Origin of the sequence: Actinomadura sp. NPDC000929 (assembly GCF_040492065.1) — a bacterium.
Classification (GTDB): domain Bacteria; phylum Actinomycetota; class Actinomycetes; order Streptosporangiales; family Streptosporangiaceae; genus Spirillospora; species Spirillospora verrucosospora.
Map to the genome: position 1 here is coordinate 62489 of NZ_JBEUPA010000007.1, position 14948 is coordinate 77436.

Consider the following 14948-nt stretch of genomic DNA (forward strand, 5'->3'; position numbering starts at 1 on the left):
CTCCGGGCCCGGTCACGCCGTCGGTGGGCGCGGTTGGGCTTCGCCCTCACGGTTCCCGGCGCCCTCGTCCGGACGGCGGCGAAGGATCATCGCTCCCGGGGTGCGGTGAGGTCTTCGGCGAGCGTGTCCAGGCCCGCCTTGATGCGGTCGAGGGGCATGCCGCGCGTCCGGCGCTGGTAGAGGAACAGGTTCGCGGCGAGGGGGGCGAGGAGGGCGTCGGCCAGGTAGGCGGCGTCGGCGCCGGGGCGGATCTCGCGGAGCAGCATCGCCAGATGCCGGTGGTAGAGCATGTAGGAGCCCTCGCGGAAGCGGGCCTCGGGCGGGTCGGCCTCGGCCATCAGCAGCAGGTCCGCCTGGGCCTCGGTGCGGTCGGCCAGGGCGTGCAGGAAGGCGCGGACGCGCTCGGCGGGGGCCGCGCCCGGGCCGAGCGGCGGGGGGCCCTGGATGAACGCGGCCTGGAAGTCGCGCTCGAGGTCGTCGATCACGGCGTAGACGAGCCGGGCCCGGTCTCCGAACCGGCGGTACACGGTGCCGACGCCGACCCCGGCGGCCCGCGCGACCTCGTCCATGGAGACGGCCTCTGGCCCGCGGGTCGCGATCATCTCCGCGGCCGCGCGCAGGATGCGGCGGCGGTTGTGCGTCGCGTCCGCGCGCTCGGCGGGCGGCCGCCCCACCACGGGCAGCTCCCGCATCCAGCCCCCTCTCGGCACGGCATACCAGCCTAACGGGTTTGTATCCGGAATATTCTCCGGTTAAGCTCCGCTAAGTGGAACTTTCTCCGGTTAGGGAGTTGAGATGACGGCGGAGCTGACGGGACGGGCCGCGCTGGTGACGGGCGGCGGGCGCGGCATCGGGGCGGCGATCGCGCGGCGGCTGGCGCGGGACGGCGCCGACGTCGCGGTGACCTACGTGCGGGCCCCGGAACGGGCCCGCGCCGTCGTCCGCGACATCGAGGCGGCGGGCGGGCGCGGGCTGGCCATCGCCGCGGACGCGGCCGACCCCGCGGCCGTCGTCGCGGCGGTCGACCGGGCGGCGGCGGAACTGGGCCGGCTCGACATCCTGGTCAACAACGCCGGGATCGCCCCCTACGGGCCGCTGGAGGACGTGTCGGCCGACGAGCTCGACCGGACCCTGGCGATCCACGTCCGGGCGGCCTTCGTCGCGGCGCAGGCGGCGTCCCGGCATCTCGGGCCGGGCGGGCGGGTCATCAACATCGGCAGCAGCCTCGCCGAGCGCGTCCCCTATGCCGGGTGGACGCTGTACGCCATGAGCAAGTCGGCGCTCACGGGCCTCACCCGGGGCCTGGCCCGCGATCTCGGGCCGCGCGGGATCACCGCGAACGTGGTGCAGCCGGGCTCGACCGACACGGAGATGAACCCCGCCGACTCCCCCGACGCCGAGTTCGAGCGCGGGTTCACGGCCCTCGGGCGGTACGGGCGCGCCGAGGAGATCGCCGCGATGGTCGCGCATCTGGCGGGCCCGGGCGGGGACTATGTCACGGGTGCGGCGATCGCCGTGGACGGGGGGTATGCAGCCTGATGGCCTGGGTTTTCCTGCTGATCGCGGGGTTGACGGAACTGGTGTGGGCGACGGCGCTGAAGCAGTCGGACGGCCTGACGAAGCTCTGGCCGACCGTCATCGGCCTGTCGGTCGCGCTGCTCAGCGTCGTGGTGCTGTCGTTGTCGCTGCGAACCCTGCCGGTCGGGACGGCGTACGCGGTGTTCGTCGGGCTGGGGGCGCTCGGCGTCGCGGTGGTCGGCATGATCGCGTTCGGGGAGAGCGCGTCGCCGGCCCGGCTGGCGTTCCTCGGCCTGATCGTCGTCGGCGTGGTCGGTCTGCAGGTGCTGGAGAGCTCTTAGCGCGGCGGAGATCGGGCAGAGTGGGGGCATGGCGAGGGAGATGCTGGGGATCGACATCGGCGGGTCGGGGATCAAGGGCGCGCCGGTCGACCTGTCGGACGGGACGTTCACCCGGGAGCGGTTCCGGGTGGACACGCCGCAGCCGTCGAAGCCCAAGGCGGTCGCGAAGGTGCTCGCGCAGGTCGTGGAGCATTTCGGGTGGGACGGCCCGGTCGGGGTCACCTATCCCGGCGTGGTGGTCGACGGCGTGACGATGTCGGCGGCGAACGTGTCCGGGCGGTGGATCGGGCTGGAGGCGCGAGCGCTGATCGCGGACGCGACCGGGCGGGAGGTCACGCTGCTCAACGACGCGGACGCGGCGGGGATCGCGGAGATGCGGCTCGGCGCGGGCCGCGGGCGGCGCGGGACGGTCGTCGTGCTCACGCTGGGGACGGGGATCGGCAGCGCGCTGTTCACCGACGGCGTCCTCGTCCCGAACACCGAGTTCGGCCACCTCCAGATCGACGGCGAGGACGCCGAGGTCCGCGCGGCGGCGAAGGCGCGGGAGGAGGAGGACCTCAGCTGGAAGAAGTGGGCGAAGCGGCTGAGCGTGTACATGGCCCACCTGGAGGCGCTGATCTCCCCCTCGCTGATCATCGTGGGGGGCGGGGTGAGCAAGAAGTCCGAGCACTTCCTTCCGCTGATCAAGGGGGTCCGGGCGGAGATCGTCCCGGCGCGGCTGGTGAACAACGCGGGCATCGTGGGGGCGGCGATGGCGGCCGCGGCCGCTCATGACACAGCGGCCGAGGCCGCTCATGACACTGCGGCCGAGGCGGCGCGGGCTCTGGAGGCCGCGCGTTAGGGCGTCCGGAAGCGGACGGTCGCGATCTCCCAGGGGCGCAGTGCCAGCGTGGTCGTCCCGTCGTGCACGTCGAGCGGGATGCCGGGGCGTCCGCGCAGGTCGACGCGGGTCGCCTCGGTGAAGTCGCCCCGCAGGACGGCCGTGGTGGGGCGCGCGCACTGGGCGACCATCCGGGTCTCGGTCCAGCCGTCGCGGAGGCGGAGGGAGGTCATCGCCACGCCGTCGCCCGTGATCGAGAGGCCCTCCCGGGAGGCCGGGAGGGGCGTGGCCGCCCGTCCGTAACCGGCGGCGGTGAGCAGGTCATGGCGGTATGCCTCCGCGGCCTGCAGGACATCGGTTCCGGGCGCCGCACCGGAGTACGGCATGATCGCGAAGCCGACCGCGCGCTCGCCCCGGCACTGGGCCTGCGGTGTGGGAAGCTGCGGCCCGGCGGGCTGGTCGCGGTAGGCGTTGCGGTCCCGCGACAGGTAGCCGATCGAGCGCAGCAGGGTGAGCGCCAGCTCCCGTCCGCCGAGCACCTCGTACTCGGTGACGTGCTCCAGCAGGACGGCGAGGCCGCCCGCGGCGACGAACCCGGACGCGGGGAACGTCGGCACCGGCCGCTCCCCGAAGCCGCCCTCCGCCGAGGGCCCGCGCTCGACGATCGCGAACTGCCCCTCGGCGAAGGACGAGCCGGCCTGGCGCGGCAGCGACATGTGCAGCCGGACGCGGTGGTCGTCGCACCGGTTGTCGAACGCGACGCGCAGCCGCAGGAAGGGCTCGCCGGCGCGCAGTTCCGCGCGGGTGGTGACGGTCACGTCCTCTTCGGCGTCGGACCGGGCGTCGCGGGCGAGGTCTCCGGAGGCGGGCCACCGGTAGCTCCGGACGATGTCGAGCGCGGCGACGAGCGGCCCGTCCCAGACGGGCCGGACGTCCATCGCCAGGGGGTCGCCGACGATGCGGTCCTCGGCGGGCGGCGCGTGGTTGTAGGAGTCGCCGAGGTCGCCGCCGTCCACGACGCGGCCGACCCCTTCGACGACGTGGCCGGACGGGGTGCGCAGCTGGAGCGTGCCGTCCTCCCGGACCTCGGCGCGCAGCAGCCCGTTGTCCAGGACGTTCCCCTCGGCCCTCACCAGGCCTTCCGCGGCGTCGCCCGGCGCGACGGGCCGGACGGCGGTGAGCCCCAGGGCGGGCACGTCGACCAGCGCGGCGACCGTGCGGCGCGGATCGGCCAGGATCCGGACGCGCCAGTCCCCGTCGGCGTCGCGCAGGGCGTCCCGCACCTCGCCGATGTCGAACCGGACGTCGGCACGGGAGGTCACGTGGAAGGTGAGCGTGCGGTCCTCCCTGGACACCGTCCAGTCGCGGATCTCCTGCCCGAACAGGACCCGCCCGTACACCCGCTCCAGAAGTATCGGCAGTTCGGAGGCCGGGTGGACGGCGTCGTCCAGGACGGTGGGCGCGACGTCGAGCGTCTGGACGGGGACGGGCCGCCCGTCCCCCGTCTCCAGCCCGGGTTCCCCTTCGCAGGGGATGTCCAGGGTGACGAGGCCGGTTCGCGGGGCAGGGGTCGGGTTGAACACCAGGTGCGAGCCGAGCGGCACCGTCGCGGCGCGTTCAACGGTGACCAGGTCGCAGACCGCGCGGCCGAGTTGCTCGGCCTCCGCCATGCGGGCCGCGACCTGCTCGGCGGTCTCGTCGCTGCCGCATCCGGTGACCGAGTCGTGGCAGCTCACCTCGATGAGGCGGCGCCACGCCAGGTCGAGGAACCGCTGGGCGTCGCCGGTGTACCAGAGGGCCGTCAGCGGTTCGGCGTACCGCTCCACGAGCCGCTCGGCGCGTCCCATCAGCTGCTTGAGCCGGACGCGGGCCGACAGCACGCCCGGCAGGATGTTGGCGCGGGCGTGCGACCGCAGCTCCCCCCGGACGTGGGGCAGGCCGTCCACGGACGGCGTCTCGCCCGCGAAGTACCCGGCGAGCGTGTCGAGCCGCATCGGGAGCCCGGCGGAGGCGACCCGGTCGGCGAGGTCGGGGGCGGGCGCGGTGTGGTCGGCCCCGTACATGGCCAGCAGCGGCCCGCCGCCCGGGTACCAGCGGCCCATCGCCTCCGCGAACCCGGCGACGCGGCCGGGCAGCAGGGACGCGCCGTCCTCGAACTCCTCGAACATCGACGCGGCGTTGCCGTAGCCGCCCTCGGGGAGGTACTGGGTGCGGATCGCGGTGCCGTCCGGCGCCTCCCAGGCGAACGCGCGGGTGCGGACCCGGTCCGGGACGCCGCGCCACACGCAGGCGTGCTCGATCCCCGCGAGCTTGAGGATCTGCGGTGTCTGGGCGCAGTGCCCGAACTGGTCGGGCAGGTAGCCGACCATCATCGCGGCGCCCAGCTCCTCCGCGCGCCGCAGTCCGAGCTCCAGGTTGCGGACGATGTTCTCCCCCGAGCACAGGAACTCGTCGTGCAGGATCTGCCAGGGCCCGACGGCCAGCCGGCCCTCGCGGACGAGCGCGGCCAGCCGCTCGCGCCGCTCGGGGCGGATCTCCAGGTAGTCGTCGACGGCGGCCATCTGCCCGTCCAGCGTGAAGTGCCAGCGCGGGTCGGCCTCCATCCCTTCGATGACGCCGTCCAGCAGCGACACCAGGCGGAGCCGGAAGCGCTGGAACGGCAGGTACCACTCGCGGTCCCAGTGGGTGTGCGGCACGACGACGATCTGCGAGTCCCCGGTCCGGCCTTCTACCCGCACAGTGCGATCACCTCGTTCTCGTGGGTCTCCAGTCGGTGCATGCCCGCCCCGCCGGCCGGCATCCGGACGCGGTCGCCCCGGACGGCGGTCCGCCGCCCGTCCGGGGCGACCAGCACGGTCCCGTCCGCGCCGAAGGCGACGAGCTCGCCGGCGACGCGCAGCAGCACCGGCGCGTCCAGGCCGGCGGACACGGCCGTCCGGCCCGCCGCGAGCCCGCCGAGGACGTCCGTTCCCTCGGCGAGGACCCAGGTCACGGGCTCGCCGAGGCTCTTCTCCTGCGCCGGATCGTGGAAGTCGCTGCCGCCGAGCGGGACGACGCTCTGCGGCCGCCACACCTGCGCCCAGGCCAGCGGGGCGCCCCAGCGGCGGTCCCACCAGGACGAATGCCAGATCTCGGCGAAGCGGGGCCGGTGCTCGGCGGGCAGCGGGCGGCGCCAGGCGCAGTCGCCGCTGAGCGGGTGGTTGATCGACATGAGCCCGCCGCGGGCGGCGGCGGAGGCGGCCCAGTCGGCGCTCGGCGCGCGGAAGTCGATCCAGCCGGTGTCGCCGAAGACGTTCGCGTGGCCGAGGTCGGTGGTGACCTCCTGGCCGGGCAGCAGCAGGATCCCGGCGTGCGCGCCGGCGGCGGGCAGCTCGGGGTGGTGGCTGACGGTGTTGTGGTCGGTCACCGCGAGGTAGTCCAGGCCGCGGGAGGCCGCGAGGCACGCCAGCTCGTGGACGGTGAGCGTGCCGTCGCTGTGGACGGTGTGGGAGTGCAGGTCACCGGCGAGCCAGCGCATCCCTTCCGGGGCGGGGAGTTCCGGGCGGGGCGGACGCGGCGGACGTGGCGGCGGAGACTCGTCCGGCCGCCTTGGGCTCCGCCCAGAGGTGGTGACGGTGACCTCGTACGGGACGCCGTCCGGTGGGATCCGGTGCAGCCCGAGCCAGACGTGCCAGAGGCCCGGCTCCGGCTCGCCGGGGAGGTACCCGGGCGTCGCCCAGTCGGCGCCTATCGTGAACCGGCGGCGTGCCCCGCCGGACCAGCCGCGGAATCCGCCCGGCCCATGGCAGCCCAGGTCGATCACGCCGCCGTCGAAGGAGAGCTCCACCGTGACGGACGCCGTGCCCCGCGGGACCTCGAAGGGGAGTTCGCGCAGCCCCTGCTCCAGACGGTCTTCAAGAGTCCACCGTCCGCTGTGCACGGTCATCCGCTCCTCCCTCCTCGGTCAGGGGCGCCGCCGGCCGTCCGGCCCGGTCGCCGCCGCCCGTCACCAGCTCGCCGTCGCGGTAGAGCAGGACGCGCCCCGGACGCGGCGACGCCCACCCTTCGGAGGAGAGCCGGGGTTCGCGGCCCTCCCCCACGACGACTCGCACCGTCTCGCCGCCGACGTCCAGGGTCACGAGGGAGGACGCGCCGAGGTTCTCCACGACGGACACCCTCCCGCCGAACGCCCCGTTCACCGGCTCGGCGCTGAACTCCATGTACTCGGGACGTACCCCGCAGACGACCTCCTGCCCGTCCGGCACGAGGCCGCGCGCCTCCTCCGGGACGGGGATCTCGGTCCCGCCGACCGCGACGGCCCCGCCGCGGACCGTGCCGGGCAGCAGGTTCATCGGCGTCGAGCCGATGAACGAGGCCGTGAACAGGTTCGCCGGGCGCCGGAACACCTCCGCGGGCGTGCCGATCTGCCGGATCCGCCCCGCCTCCATGACGGCGATCCGGTCGGCGAGCGCCAGGGCCTCCGCCTGGTCGTGGGTGACGAACACCGACGTGAACGTGAGGCGCTGCTGGAACCTCTTCAGGAACGTGCGGGCCTCCAGGCGGAGCCGCGCGTCCAGGTTGGACAGCGGCTCGTCCAGCAGGAGGACCCGCGGGTCGGCCACCACGGCGCGGGCCAGCGCGACCCGCTGCTGCTGGCCGCCGGACAGCTCCCCGGGCCGCCGCCGCTCCAGCCCCTGGAGGCCCAGCTCGCGGGCGGCCTCGGCCGCCCGCCCGTGCCGGACGGCGCGGCTCTGCTTCCTGACGCGCAGCGGGTAGGCGATGTTGTCCACGACGGTCATGTGCGGGAACAGCGCGTAGTCCTGGAACACCATGCCGACGTCGCGCCGCCCCGGCTGGAGCCGCGTCACGTCCTCGTCGCCAAGGCGGATCGTCCCGCCGGTTGCCGCCTCCAGGCCGGCGACCGTGCGCAGCAGCGTCGTCTTCCCGCAGCCGGACGGGCCGAGCAGCGCGAAGAACTCGCCCGCGGCGACGTCGAGGTCGAGCGCGTCCAGGGCCCGCACACCGCCCGGGTACACCTTCGTCAGCCGCCGGATCGTGATGGACGCCATCAGCGCTTGATCCCTCCGTGGAAGCGGAACCCGTACCGGCGGCTGACGAACAGGTACATGAGCACGACCGGCAGGGAGTACAGCAGCGAGAACGTGGAGATCAGCGGCAGGTCCGGCTGGCCGCCCTCGGTGTAGAACGTGTACATGATCACCGAGGCGGGGGCCTTGTCCGGGTTCCGCAGGAGCAGGAACGGCATGAGGAAGTCGCCCCACACCTGCGCGACCGTCCAGACCGTCACGGTGGCGAGCCCGGGGCGGATGACCGGGACGACCACGTGCCGCAGGACCTGGAGCGGGGAGGCGCCGAACACCCGCGCGGCCTCCTCGTAGGACGTGGGCGTGGCGTCGGTGAAGTCCTTCAGCAGGAAGATCGCCGCCGGCAGCAGCCCGCCGGTCAGCACCAGGACCACGCCGAGCCGCGAGTCGATCAGGTGCAGGTTGAAGGCCAGCAGGAACACCGGCACCATCGCGGCCGTCCCGGTGATGATCGACGACAGCAGGAGCAGGACGTACAGCAGCAGGTCCCGGCCCGGCACCCGGACCCGGCTCAGCGCGTAGGCGGCCAGGGACGCGGTCGTGACGACCAGCGCGGCCGTCCCGGCGGCCAGCAGCACCGAGTTGCGCAGCGACGCGAGCGCGTAGGGGTTGTCCAGCAGGATCCGGAAGTTGTGCAGGGTGAACTCGGGCAGCGACGCCGCGATGCCCGGGTTCGCGTCGAAGGGCGCGAAGGCCAGCCAGAGCAGCGGCAGCGCGAAGAACCCGAGGACGGCGGAGACGAACACGGCCAGCCCCATCCGGCGCAGCAGCTCGCGCACCGTGCCGTTCACGCGGCCGCCCCCTCCGCCGCGCCGGCCTTCACCGCGCCGGCCTCCGCGCCGGGGGCGCGGCCGCGGTCGCGCAGTGCCCGCAGGTAGACCAGCGCGATCACCAGGTTGACCAGGATCATGATCAGCGAGATGGCGGCGCCGAACCCGAGCCGGCCGTCCCCGAGCGCCGTCCGGTACACGTACACCGACATGATCTCCGAGCGCCCGTCCGGGCCGCCCGCGGTGATCAGGAAGGGGGTGAAGTCGTTGAACGTCCACAGGCTGACCAGCAGCAGGCTCGTCAGCAGGTGGCCCCTGATGCGCGGGAGCACCGCGTCGCGGAGCGTCTGCCACGTGGAGGCGCCCGCGAGCCGAGCCGTCTCCAGATGGGACGGTGGAACGTTCCCGATCGCCGCTCCGTAGAGCATCATCGAGAACGCCGTGCCGCGCCAGACGTTGAACACGACGACGCACGCCATCGGGTGGTCGAGCAGCCACGCCGTGCCCGGGGTGCCGAGCACGGCGTTGAGGGTCCCGCCGTCGCGGTCGAGCAGCGCGATCCACAGGAACGCGATGACCGAGGACGGCAGGATCCAGGCCAGCAGCACCAGGCCCTCGACCAGCCGCCTGAGCGGGCCCGCGCGGTCGCGCATCACCCACGCGATCGAGAAGCCGAGCGCGGTCTGCCCGATCACCGCCGACCCCAGGACGAACTGGAGCGTCAGCCACAGCGACCGGTGGAAGTCGCCGTCGCCGAGCACCGTCCGGTAGTTGACGGCCCCGACGAACCGCGGCTCGCTGGCGGCGACGCCCGTGAGCCGGTAGTCGGTCGTGCCCAGGTAGAGCGTCCAGAGCGCGGGGAACACCAGGAACACCGCGACCAGGACCAGCGCGGGCGCGACGAAGGCGGCGGCGCGTCCCCGTCCCAGCCCGGCCGCGTCGTCCTCGGAGAACGCGGCCGGGGACGCGACGTCAGCGCGGGGCGACGTGGGAGGCGCCACCGACGATCCCCTCCAGCTTCTTGCCGTACTCGGCGGCGGCCTGGTCGGGGCTCTTGCCCGACACCACGCTCGCCGTGGCCTCCTGCAAGGCCGTCGACACCTGCGGGTAGGCCGAGAGGCCGGGACGGTAGGACGTGACGGGCAGCACCTTCTCCGACACGAACGTCAGGAACGGGTCGCCCGCGAGGATCTCCTTGTTCACGTCCGTCCGGGACGTGATCTCGGGGGTGCCGGCCGTCCGCGCCTTGACCATCTCCGGGGAGTTCATGAAGGCCAGCAGTTCGAAGGCCTGCTGCGGGTACCGGGTGTTGGGATTGAGGACGGTCACCGAGCCGCCCGACATGCTCACGAACGACTGCCCGCGCACGCCGCGGCCCTGGGAGACGGCGGGGATCAGCGCGTAGCCGACGTCCTGGTCGCGGCCGGCCATCTTCGCCACGCCGGTCTTCGGGTTGAGGACGTCCCGCCAGAAGTAGTCGCCCTCGAACAGGATCCCGATCTTGCCGGCGGCGAACTCCTCGAACGACTTGTCGCGCCCCTTGGCCTCCTGCTGGAGCTTCGGGTCGCCGAGGCCCTCGCGGCCGTAGACCTGCGCGTACAGGCCGAGGACCTGCTTGAGCGCCTGGCCGTCGCCCGTCCACCTGCCGTCCGCCCAGATCTCGGCGCCCGCCCCGGCCAGCAGCGGGAGCGCCCCCTGCATGCTGGTGGCCTCACCCATCGCGGTGCCCGCGTCGAGCTGGATCGGGGTCACGCCGGGGACCTTCTTCAGCGCCCGCCCCGCCGCGACGATCTCCTGCCAGCTCTTCGGCTGCCAGTCGGCGGGCAGCCCGGCCCTCGCGAACAGCTTCTTGTTGAAAAAGATGAGGCGGCCGTCGGTCCCGGGCGGGACGCCGTACCGCTCGTCCTCGAACATCGCCAGCCGCTGGACCGACCCGGGGATCTGGGACCAGCCGTCCCAGGCGCCGGCGGGGGCGCCGACCGCCTTCGAGAGCGGCAGGATGTAGCCGGCCTGCGCGAACTCACCGACCCAGATGCCGTCGATGTCCATGATGTCGGCGCCGGAGCGCGACTTCAGGTCGAGCGCCAGCTTGGTCTTGTACACCTCGTCGTCCACGCCCTGGCCGCGGAACGTCACCTTCGCGATGACGCCCTTGGCCTTCTGCGCCGCGACGAACTTCGGGATCACCGTTCTGGTGAGCCACACGGCCTCTTCGGTGTTCTTGCCGCCCTCGATGGCGTTGCGGGTGATCGTCAGGGAGAAGCTCTTGGCGTCCTTGCCCCGGTCGGGGTCCGTCGAGGACCCGCCGCCGCACCCGGCGAGCGCCGCGCCCGCCATCGCGAGCGCGGCCGCCGCGCCGATCCGCCTCCTGGAGAAGCCCCTGCTGGAGAAGACCATGGGTGACCTCCTACAAGCGTCACCACATAACGTGAACGAAGAATTCGATCACGTAAAGAGCCGGAGATCGTTTTTCTGGCTCAGGGGTCCATCAGCTCGGCGGACCGTGCCGCGAACGCCTCCACGGCCTTCGCCGTGATCGGGCCCGGGGCCGCCGGGAGGACCGTCCCGTCCACCGCCCGGATCGGCTGGACGTCGCGGGTCGTGGAGGTCAGGAACGCCTCGTCCGCGCGGTACAGGTCCTCCAGCGCGACGTCCTCCTCCTCGCCGCCGCACCACTCCAGCGTGAGCGCGCGCGTCACCCCGGCCAGGCAGCCGGACGCCAGCGGCGGCGTGATCAGCCGGCCCCCGAGCACGACGAAGATGTTGCTGCCCGTCCCCTCGCACAGGTTCCCGGCGGTGTTGCCGAAGATCGCCTCGCCGCCGCCGCGCTCCTTGGCGTAGGCCAGCGCCAGGGCGTTCTCCGCGTAGGAGGTGGTCTTGAGGCCGGACAGCGCGCCCCGCTCGTTGCGCGGCCACGGCACGACCGTCACGTCCGCCGTCGCCGGGAACGGATCCTGCGGGCCGGCGATGATCGACACGGTCGGGCCCTCGTCGCCGCGCGCGGAGCCGAGCGGGCCCGGGCCGCTCGTGTAGGTGATGCGGATCCGGGCCAGCGGCCACTTCGGCGCGGCCGCGAGCACCTCCAGCGTGCCCTGCGCCAGGGCGTCGTGGTCGGGTTCGGGCAGGCCGAGGCCCGCCGCCGAACGGGCCAGCCGCCGCAGATGCCGGGTCAGCGCGAACGGCTCCCCGTTCGTCGCCTTCACGGTCTCGAAGATCCCGTCCCCGACGAGCATGCCGTGGTCGAAGACCGACACCGTCGCCCGCTCAGGGTCGAGCAGTTCCCCGTTCAGCCAGATCCTGGCCTGCTCCGTCACCGGAAGCCACCTCCAATAGCCGAGCCGCCTTCAGCTCGGTCTCGCGCCACTCGCGAAGCGGATCGGACCCCCACGTGATGCCGGCGCCGGTGCCGAACCGCAGCAGGCCGTCCTGCGCCCAGAACGTCCGGATGCCCACGGCGAGGGCGCCGCGCCGGGAGTCCGCGTCCACCCAGCCGACGGCCCCACAGTACGGCCCCCGGGGGACGGGTTCGAGCTCTTCCAGCAGCCTCAGCGCGCTCGACTTCGGGGCGCCCGTCACCGAACCGGGAGGAAACGTCGCGGCGATCAGCTCCGGCCAGCCTCCCCCCGCCAGCCGCGCCCGGACGGCCGACACCAGGTGGACGAGCCCCGGATGCTCCTCCAGCGCGCACAGCTCCGGCACGCTCACCGACCCGGTCTCCGCCACCCGCCCGAGGTCGTTGCGGACCAGGTCGACGATCATCACGTTCTCGGCGCGGTCCTTGGGCAGCAGGTCCTCCGCCGTCCTGCCGGTCCCCTTGATCGGACGTGACTCGACCACCCGCCCGTCCCGCCGCAGGTACAACTCCGGCGAGGCCGACGCCACCTCCAGACCGGGCAGCTTCAGCGTCATCGCGTACGGCGCGGGATGGCGCTCGGCGAGCCTCGCCCCCAGCCCGGCGATGCCGGCGCCGCCGGGCAACTCCGCGGAGAGCACCCGGCAGAGATTCGCCTGGTAGACCACACCGTCCGCGATCGCGCCGCGGATGCGCTCGACGCCCGCGACATAGGCGGCCTCGTCCAGCGAACTCGTCCACTCCCCCGGGCCGGTCCACGGACCCCCCGGATGCGGCGCGGGCCTGACCGTCTCGAACCGGGCGCATGTGACCTTCCCCTCATAGGTCACCACGACCGCCCACCAGCCGCGCGAATCCAGCGCCCCGAGATCGGAGGTCACATCCGCGAGCCCGGTCGCCAGCAGCCCCCCGGCATAGGCGAAACTCACCCGAGCACGCACCCGAACGAATCGGCCAGGCCCGCCAGCCCGGTCTCGGTCACCACAAGCGCCCGCCGCGTCCTGCCCCGCTCGAACCAGCCCAGCTCGATCATCCGGCTGGTCAGCGCCTCCCCCAGAGCCCCGTTCAGGTGCGGCCGCCGCTCCGTCCAGTCGAGGCAGTGCCAGGCGAACCGCCGCCGCGCCCCCCGCAGCGCCGCCAGATCCAGGCCCAGCGCCCCGAGGCGCTCCTCGCCCTTCTCCGTCACCTCGTAGGCGTCGCCGTCCGCGGCCTCGATCAGGCCGCCGTCCACCAGCGCCGCGAACAACGTCACCCCGGCGAGCCCGGCCAGATGGTCGTAACACGTCCGCGCCTCGTGCAGGCGCCGCGCCTCCCGCGACTGCCGCAGGCCGTTCACCCGCACCGGCGGGCTGATCCGCGACAGCGCCTCGATCACCTGGGCCACGTCACGGCCCCGCAACCGGTAGTACCGGTGCCGCCCCTGCTTCACGACCGTCACGAACCCGCCGTCCAGCAGACGCGACAGGTGCGCGCTCGCCGTCTGGGCGCTCACCCCCGCCGTCCTCGCCAACTCCCCCGCCGCGAGCGGACGCCCGTCCAGCAGCGCCGTCAGCATCGCGGCCCGCGCCCGGTCCGCCAGCAGAGCCGCCACCGGCGCGAAGTCCACACCCACGACCTGTTCCGAGCCCATGCCACCGAGCCTAGGCGACCCACCCTTCGACCAGCGACGAAGCATCCGCGCCCCGCCCCGCCCCGCAAACCGGTTCGCGTCACCGCCCCGGACGCGCTAATGTTTTCCCCGTCGCCGCAGGGCGCAAGCGGAAGTGGCTCAGGGGTAGAGCATCACCTTGCCAAGGTGAGGGTCGCGGGTTCAAATCCCGTCTTCCGCTCTGAGGGGCCTTTCAGGCTATGACCAGAAGGTCTCCTTCTGGTGGAGTGGCCGAGAGGCGAGGCAACGGCCTGCAAAGCCGTGTACACGGGTTCAAATCCCGTCTCCACCTCAACCCGTCCCTCTTCGGAGGACACGGACCCGGGCGATTAGCTCAGTGGGAGAGCGCTACCTTGACACGGTAGAGGCCACTGGTTCAATCCCAGTATCGCCCACGAGTCGGGCTACCTTGGTCGGCGCCTTCGGCGCCTTCCCCGGTGGCCCGCAATGCTTTCCTGGGGGGCGACCCCCAGACCCCCGAGTCGGGCCGTCGTGGTCGGTGCCTTTGGCACCTTCCCGGTGGCCCGCAATGCTTTCCTGGGGGGCGACCCCCAGACCCCCGATGTGGGGGACTCCGTCCCCCACGCCCCCTGCGTGCGGGCCGGGGTCGCGTTCGTGCCTTTGAGGTCGTCGTTCAGCTCGGGTACTTCTCTCTTCGGCGAAGCCCCCCCCCCCGGGCATAACGGCGCTCGGCCACAACGGCTCCACGGCGGCCTGCAGCCGTTCCATGGCCTGCTGGACGGAACGGAGCGCGGGCGCCAGCTCGTCCGGCGGAAGCCCCTGAGTTGGCGGCCTTGGCGCGCTGGTTCACGTTCACCGCGGTCACCTGTCGTCCTCACCGGTCGCGTTCTTCGGCCACGCCCAACCCCCAAGCGGAGCGACCCGCCGGACGGCGGGACACACCTGATCGGCAGATCAGTCTGACCGACTGCGTAACTTGCTCCGCTGGTTTTCCCCGCAGTGCCGCGCACGGGCCGCCGTCCCCCTAGTCCTCGCGCTCGTCCCGCCCGGCGGCCCCCGTTCTTTCGACAACTTCCCCCAGTCGCCTGACAAGAGGCTCCCGCAGAAGTGGACGGGCAAACGACCTTGAGTAGCGAGAGTATTGCGCTATGTCAGCGGACGGGGTGGATGGGGCGATTGGTCGTTGTGCCGATCCGAGCCCGGCGCAGCGCGAGGGGGCGATGCGCCGTTCAACGGCGGCCTGCGCCCGGAGCTGCGCCCAATCGGCACAGCTTGAGCGTCCTCCCACATCCCGATTCGAGGACACAGAGTGAGCATTCAGATCCTCGACGACACGTGAAAACTGGATCTGGCTCGTCTTTCGTGATCGACACGCCCTGTGGGAGGGGTGGTGACGATTGATCGGTTCCTCCGGGCGGGTGGCGCCCGGAGGAACCGAACCGGTAACGGACCCA

The 14948-nt window shown here is 73.0% G+C and carries 13 protein-coding genes and 3 tRNA genes; 6 read left to right on the top strand and 10 right to left on the bottom strand.

Features of this window, described 5'->3' with window-relative positions; translation table 11 throughout:
• Positions 1 to 86: 86 nt before the first annotated feature.
• Complete coding sequence (locus ABWI04_RS04680) at positions 87 to 710, bottom strand: TetR/AcrR family transcriptional regulator (RefSeq protein ID WP_353831526.1); 624 nt, start codon at positions 708 to 710, stop codon at positions 87 to 89.
• A gap of 85 nt (positions 711 to 795) precedes the next feature.
• On the opposite strand from ABWI04_RS04680, the gene ABWI04_RS04685 reads away from it, so the two are divergent.
• From ABWI04_RS04685 to ppgK, 3 genes are read left to right on the top strand one after another with little or no spacing between them, the layout of a single operon-like run.
• Complete coding sequence (locus ABWI04_RS04685) at positions 796 to 1539, top strand: SDR family oxidoreductase (protein WP_353831527.1); 744 nt, start codon at positions 796 to 798, stop codon at positions 1537 to 1539.
• Positions 1539 to 1859, top strand: coding sequence for a DMT family transporter (locus tag ABWI04_RS04690; protein ID WP_345180653.1), 321 nt, complete (start codon positions 1539 to 1541; stop codon positions 1857 to 1859). Before ABWI04_RS04685 ends, ABWI04_RS04690 begins: the two co-directional genes overlap by 1 nt.
• A gap of 28 nt (positions 1860 to 1887) precedes the next feature.
• Positions 1888 to 2700, top strand: coding sequence for a polyphosphate--glucose phosphotransferase (gene ppgK / locus ABWI04_RS04695; protein ID WP_353831528.1), 813 nt, complete (start codon positions 1888 to 1890; stop codon positions 2698 to 2700).
• Here ppgK and ABWI04_RS04700 read toward each other — a convergent pair.
• From ABWI04_RS04700 to ABWI04_RS04740, 9 genes are all read right to left on the bottom strand, one after another.
• A complete protein-coding gene (locus ABWI04_RS04700) occupies positions 2697 to 5417 on the bottom strand; it encodes a glycoside hydrolase family 38 N-terminal domain-containing protein (protein WP_353831529.1) in 2721 nt (906 codons plus the stop codon). The two genes, ppgK and ABWI04_RS04700, sit on opposite strands and share 4 nt — an antisense overlap.
• Positions 5408 to 6604 (bottom strand): CehA/McbA family metallohydrolase, encoded by a 1197-nt coding sequence (locus tag ABWI04_RS04705; protein ID WP_353831530.1) that lies wholly within the window; start codon positions 6602 to 6604, stop codon positions 5408 to 5410. The genes ABWI04_RS04700 and ABWI04_RS04705 overlap by 10 nt, the downstream gene beginning before the upstream one ends.
• Positions 6573 to 7727 (bottom strand): ABC transporter ATP-binding protein, encoded by a 1155-nt coding sequence (locus tag ABWI04_RS04710; RefSeq protein WP_353831531.1) that lies wholly within the window; start codon positions 7725 to 7727, stop codon positions 6573 to 6575. The genes ABWI04_RS04705 and ABWI04_RS04710 overlap by 32 nt, the downstream gene beginning before the upstream one ends.
• Positions 7727 to 8554 (bottom strand): carbohydrate ABC transporter permease, encoded by an 828-nt coding sequence (locus ABWI04_RS04715; RefSeq protein WP_345180641.1) that lies wholly within the window; start codon positions 8552 to 8554, stop codon positions 7727 to 7729. Before ABWI04_RS04715 ends, ABWI04_RS04710 begins: the two co-directional genes overlap by 1 nt.
• The gene (locus ABWI04_RS04720; RefSeq protein WP_353831532.1) at positions 8551 to 9534 is read right to left on the bottom strand and encodes a carbohydrate ABC transporter permease; all 984 of its coding nucleotides are present in this window, start codon (positions 9532 to 9534) and stop codon (positions 8551 to 8553) included. The genes ABWI04_RS04715 and ABWI04_RS04720 overlap by 4 nt, the downstream gene beginning before the upstream one ends.
• Positions 9506 to 10930, bottom strand: coding sequence for an extracellular solute-binding protein (locus tag ABWI04_RS04725; protein WP_353831533.1), 1425 nt, complete (start codon positions 10928 to 10930; stop codon positions 9506 to 9508). Before ABWI04_RS04725 ends, ABWI04_RS04720 begins: the two co-directional genes overlap by 29 nt.
• An 80-nt stretch (positions 10931 to 11010) precedes the next feature.
• Complete coding sequence (locus tag ABWI04_RS04730) at positions 11011 to 11847, bottom strand: aminotransferase class IV (protein WP_345180635.1); 837 nt, start codon at positions 11845 to 11847, stop codon at positions 11011 to 11013.
• Positions 11798 to 12814 (bottom strand): chorismate-binding protein, encoded by a 1017-nt coding sequence (locus tag ABWI04_RS04735; RefSeq protein WP_353831534.1) that lies wholly within the window; start codon positions 12812 to 12814, stop codon positions 11798 to 11800. Before ABWI04_RS04735 ends, ABWI04_RS04730 begins: the two co-directional genes overlap by 50 nt.
• Positions 12811 to 13515 (bottom strand): ArsR/SmtB family transcription factor, encoded by a 705-nt coding sequence (locus tag ABWI04_RS04740; protein WP_353831535.1) that lies wholly within the window; start codon positions 13513 to 13515, stop codon positions 12811 to 12813. Before ABWI04_RS04740 ends, ABWI04_RS04735 begins: the two co-directional genes overlap by 4 nt.
• A gap of 127 nt (positions 13516 to 13642) precedes the next feature.
• Here ABWI04_RS04740 and ABWI04_RS04745 point away from each other — a divergent pair.
• The 3 genes from ABWI04_RS04745 (at position 13643) to ABWI04_RS04755 (ending at position 13928) form a co-directional block, all read left to right on the top strand.
• Positions 13643 to 13714: transfer RNA gene (locus ABWI04_RS04745), tRNA-Gly, on the top strand.
• Between the two features lie 40 nt (positions 13715 to 13754).
• Positions 13755 to 13825: transfer RNA gene (locus ABWI04_RS04750), tRNA-Cys, on the top strand.
• A 31-nt stretch (positions 13826 to 13856) separates the two neighbouring features.
• Positions 13857 to 13928 (top strand) — tRNA-Val (locus ABWI04_RS04755).
• The last annotated feature ends 1020 nt before the right edge of the window (positions 13929 to 14948 follow it).

Bases quoted from the DNA above. Each gene is read 5' to 3' on its own strand.
- ABWI04_RS04685 (WP_353831527.1), top strand. From the start codon at position 796: ATGACGGCGGAGCTGACGGGACGGGCCGCGCTGGTGACGGGCGGCGGG.
- ABWI04_RS04690 (WP_345180653.1), top strand. From the start codon at position 1,539: ATGGCCTGGGTTTTCCTGCTGATCGCGGGGTTGACGGAACTGGTGTGG.
- ppgK (WP_353831528.1), top strand. From the start codon at position 1,888: ATGGCGAGGGAGATGCTGGGGATCGACATCGGCGGGTCGGGGATCAAG.
- ABWI04_RS04705 (WP_353831530.1), bottom strand. From the start codon at position 6,604: ATGACCGTGCACAGCGGACGGTGGACTCTTGAAGACCGTCTGGAGCAG.
- ABWI04_RS04710 (WP_353831531.1), bottom strand. From the start codon at position 7,727: ATGGCGTCCATCACGATCCGGCGGCTGACGAAGGTGTACCCGGGCGGT.
- ABWI04_RS04725 (WP_353831533.1), bottom strand. From the start codon at position 10,930: ATGGTCTTCTCCAGCAGGGGCTTCTCCAGGAGGCGGATCGGCGCGGCG.
- ABWI04_RS04740 (WP_353831535.1), bottom strand. From the start codon at position 13,515: ATGGGCTCGGAACAGGTCGTGGGTGTGGACTTCGCGCCGGTGGCGGCT.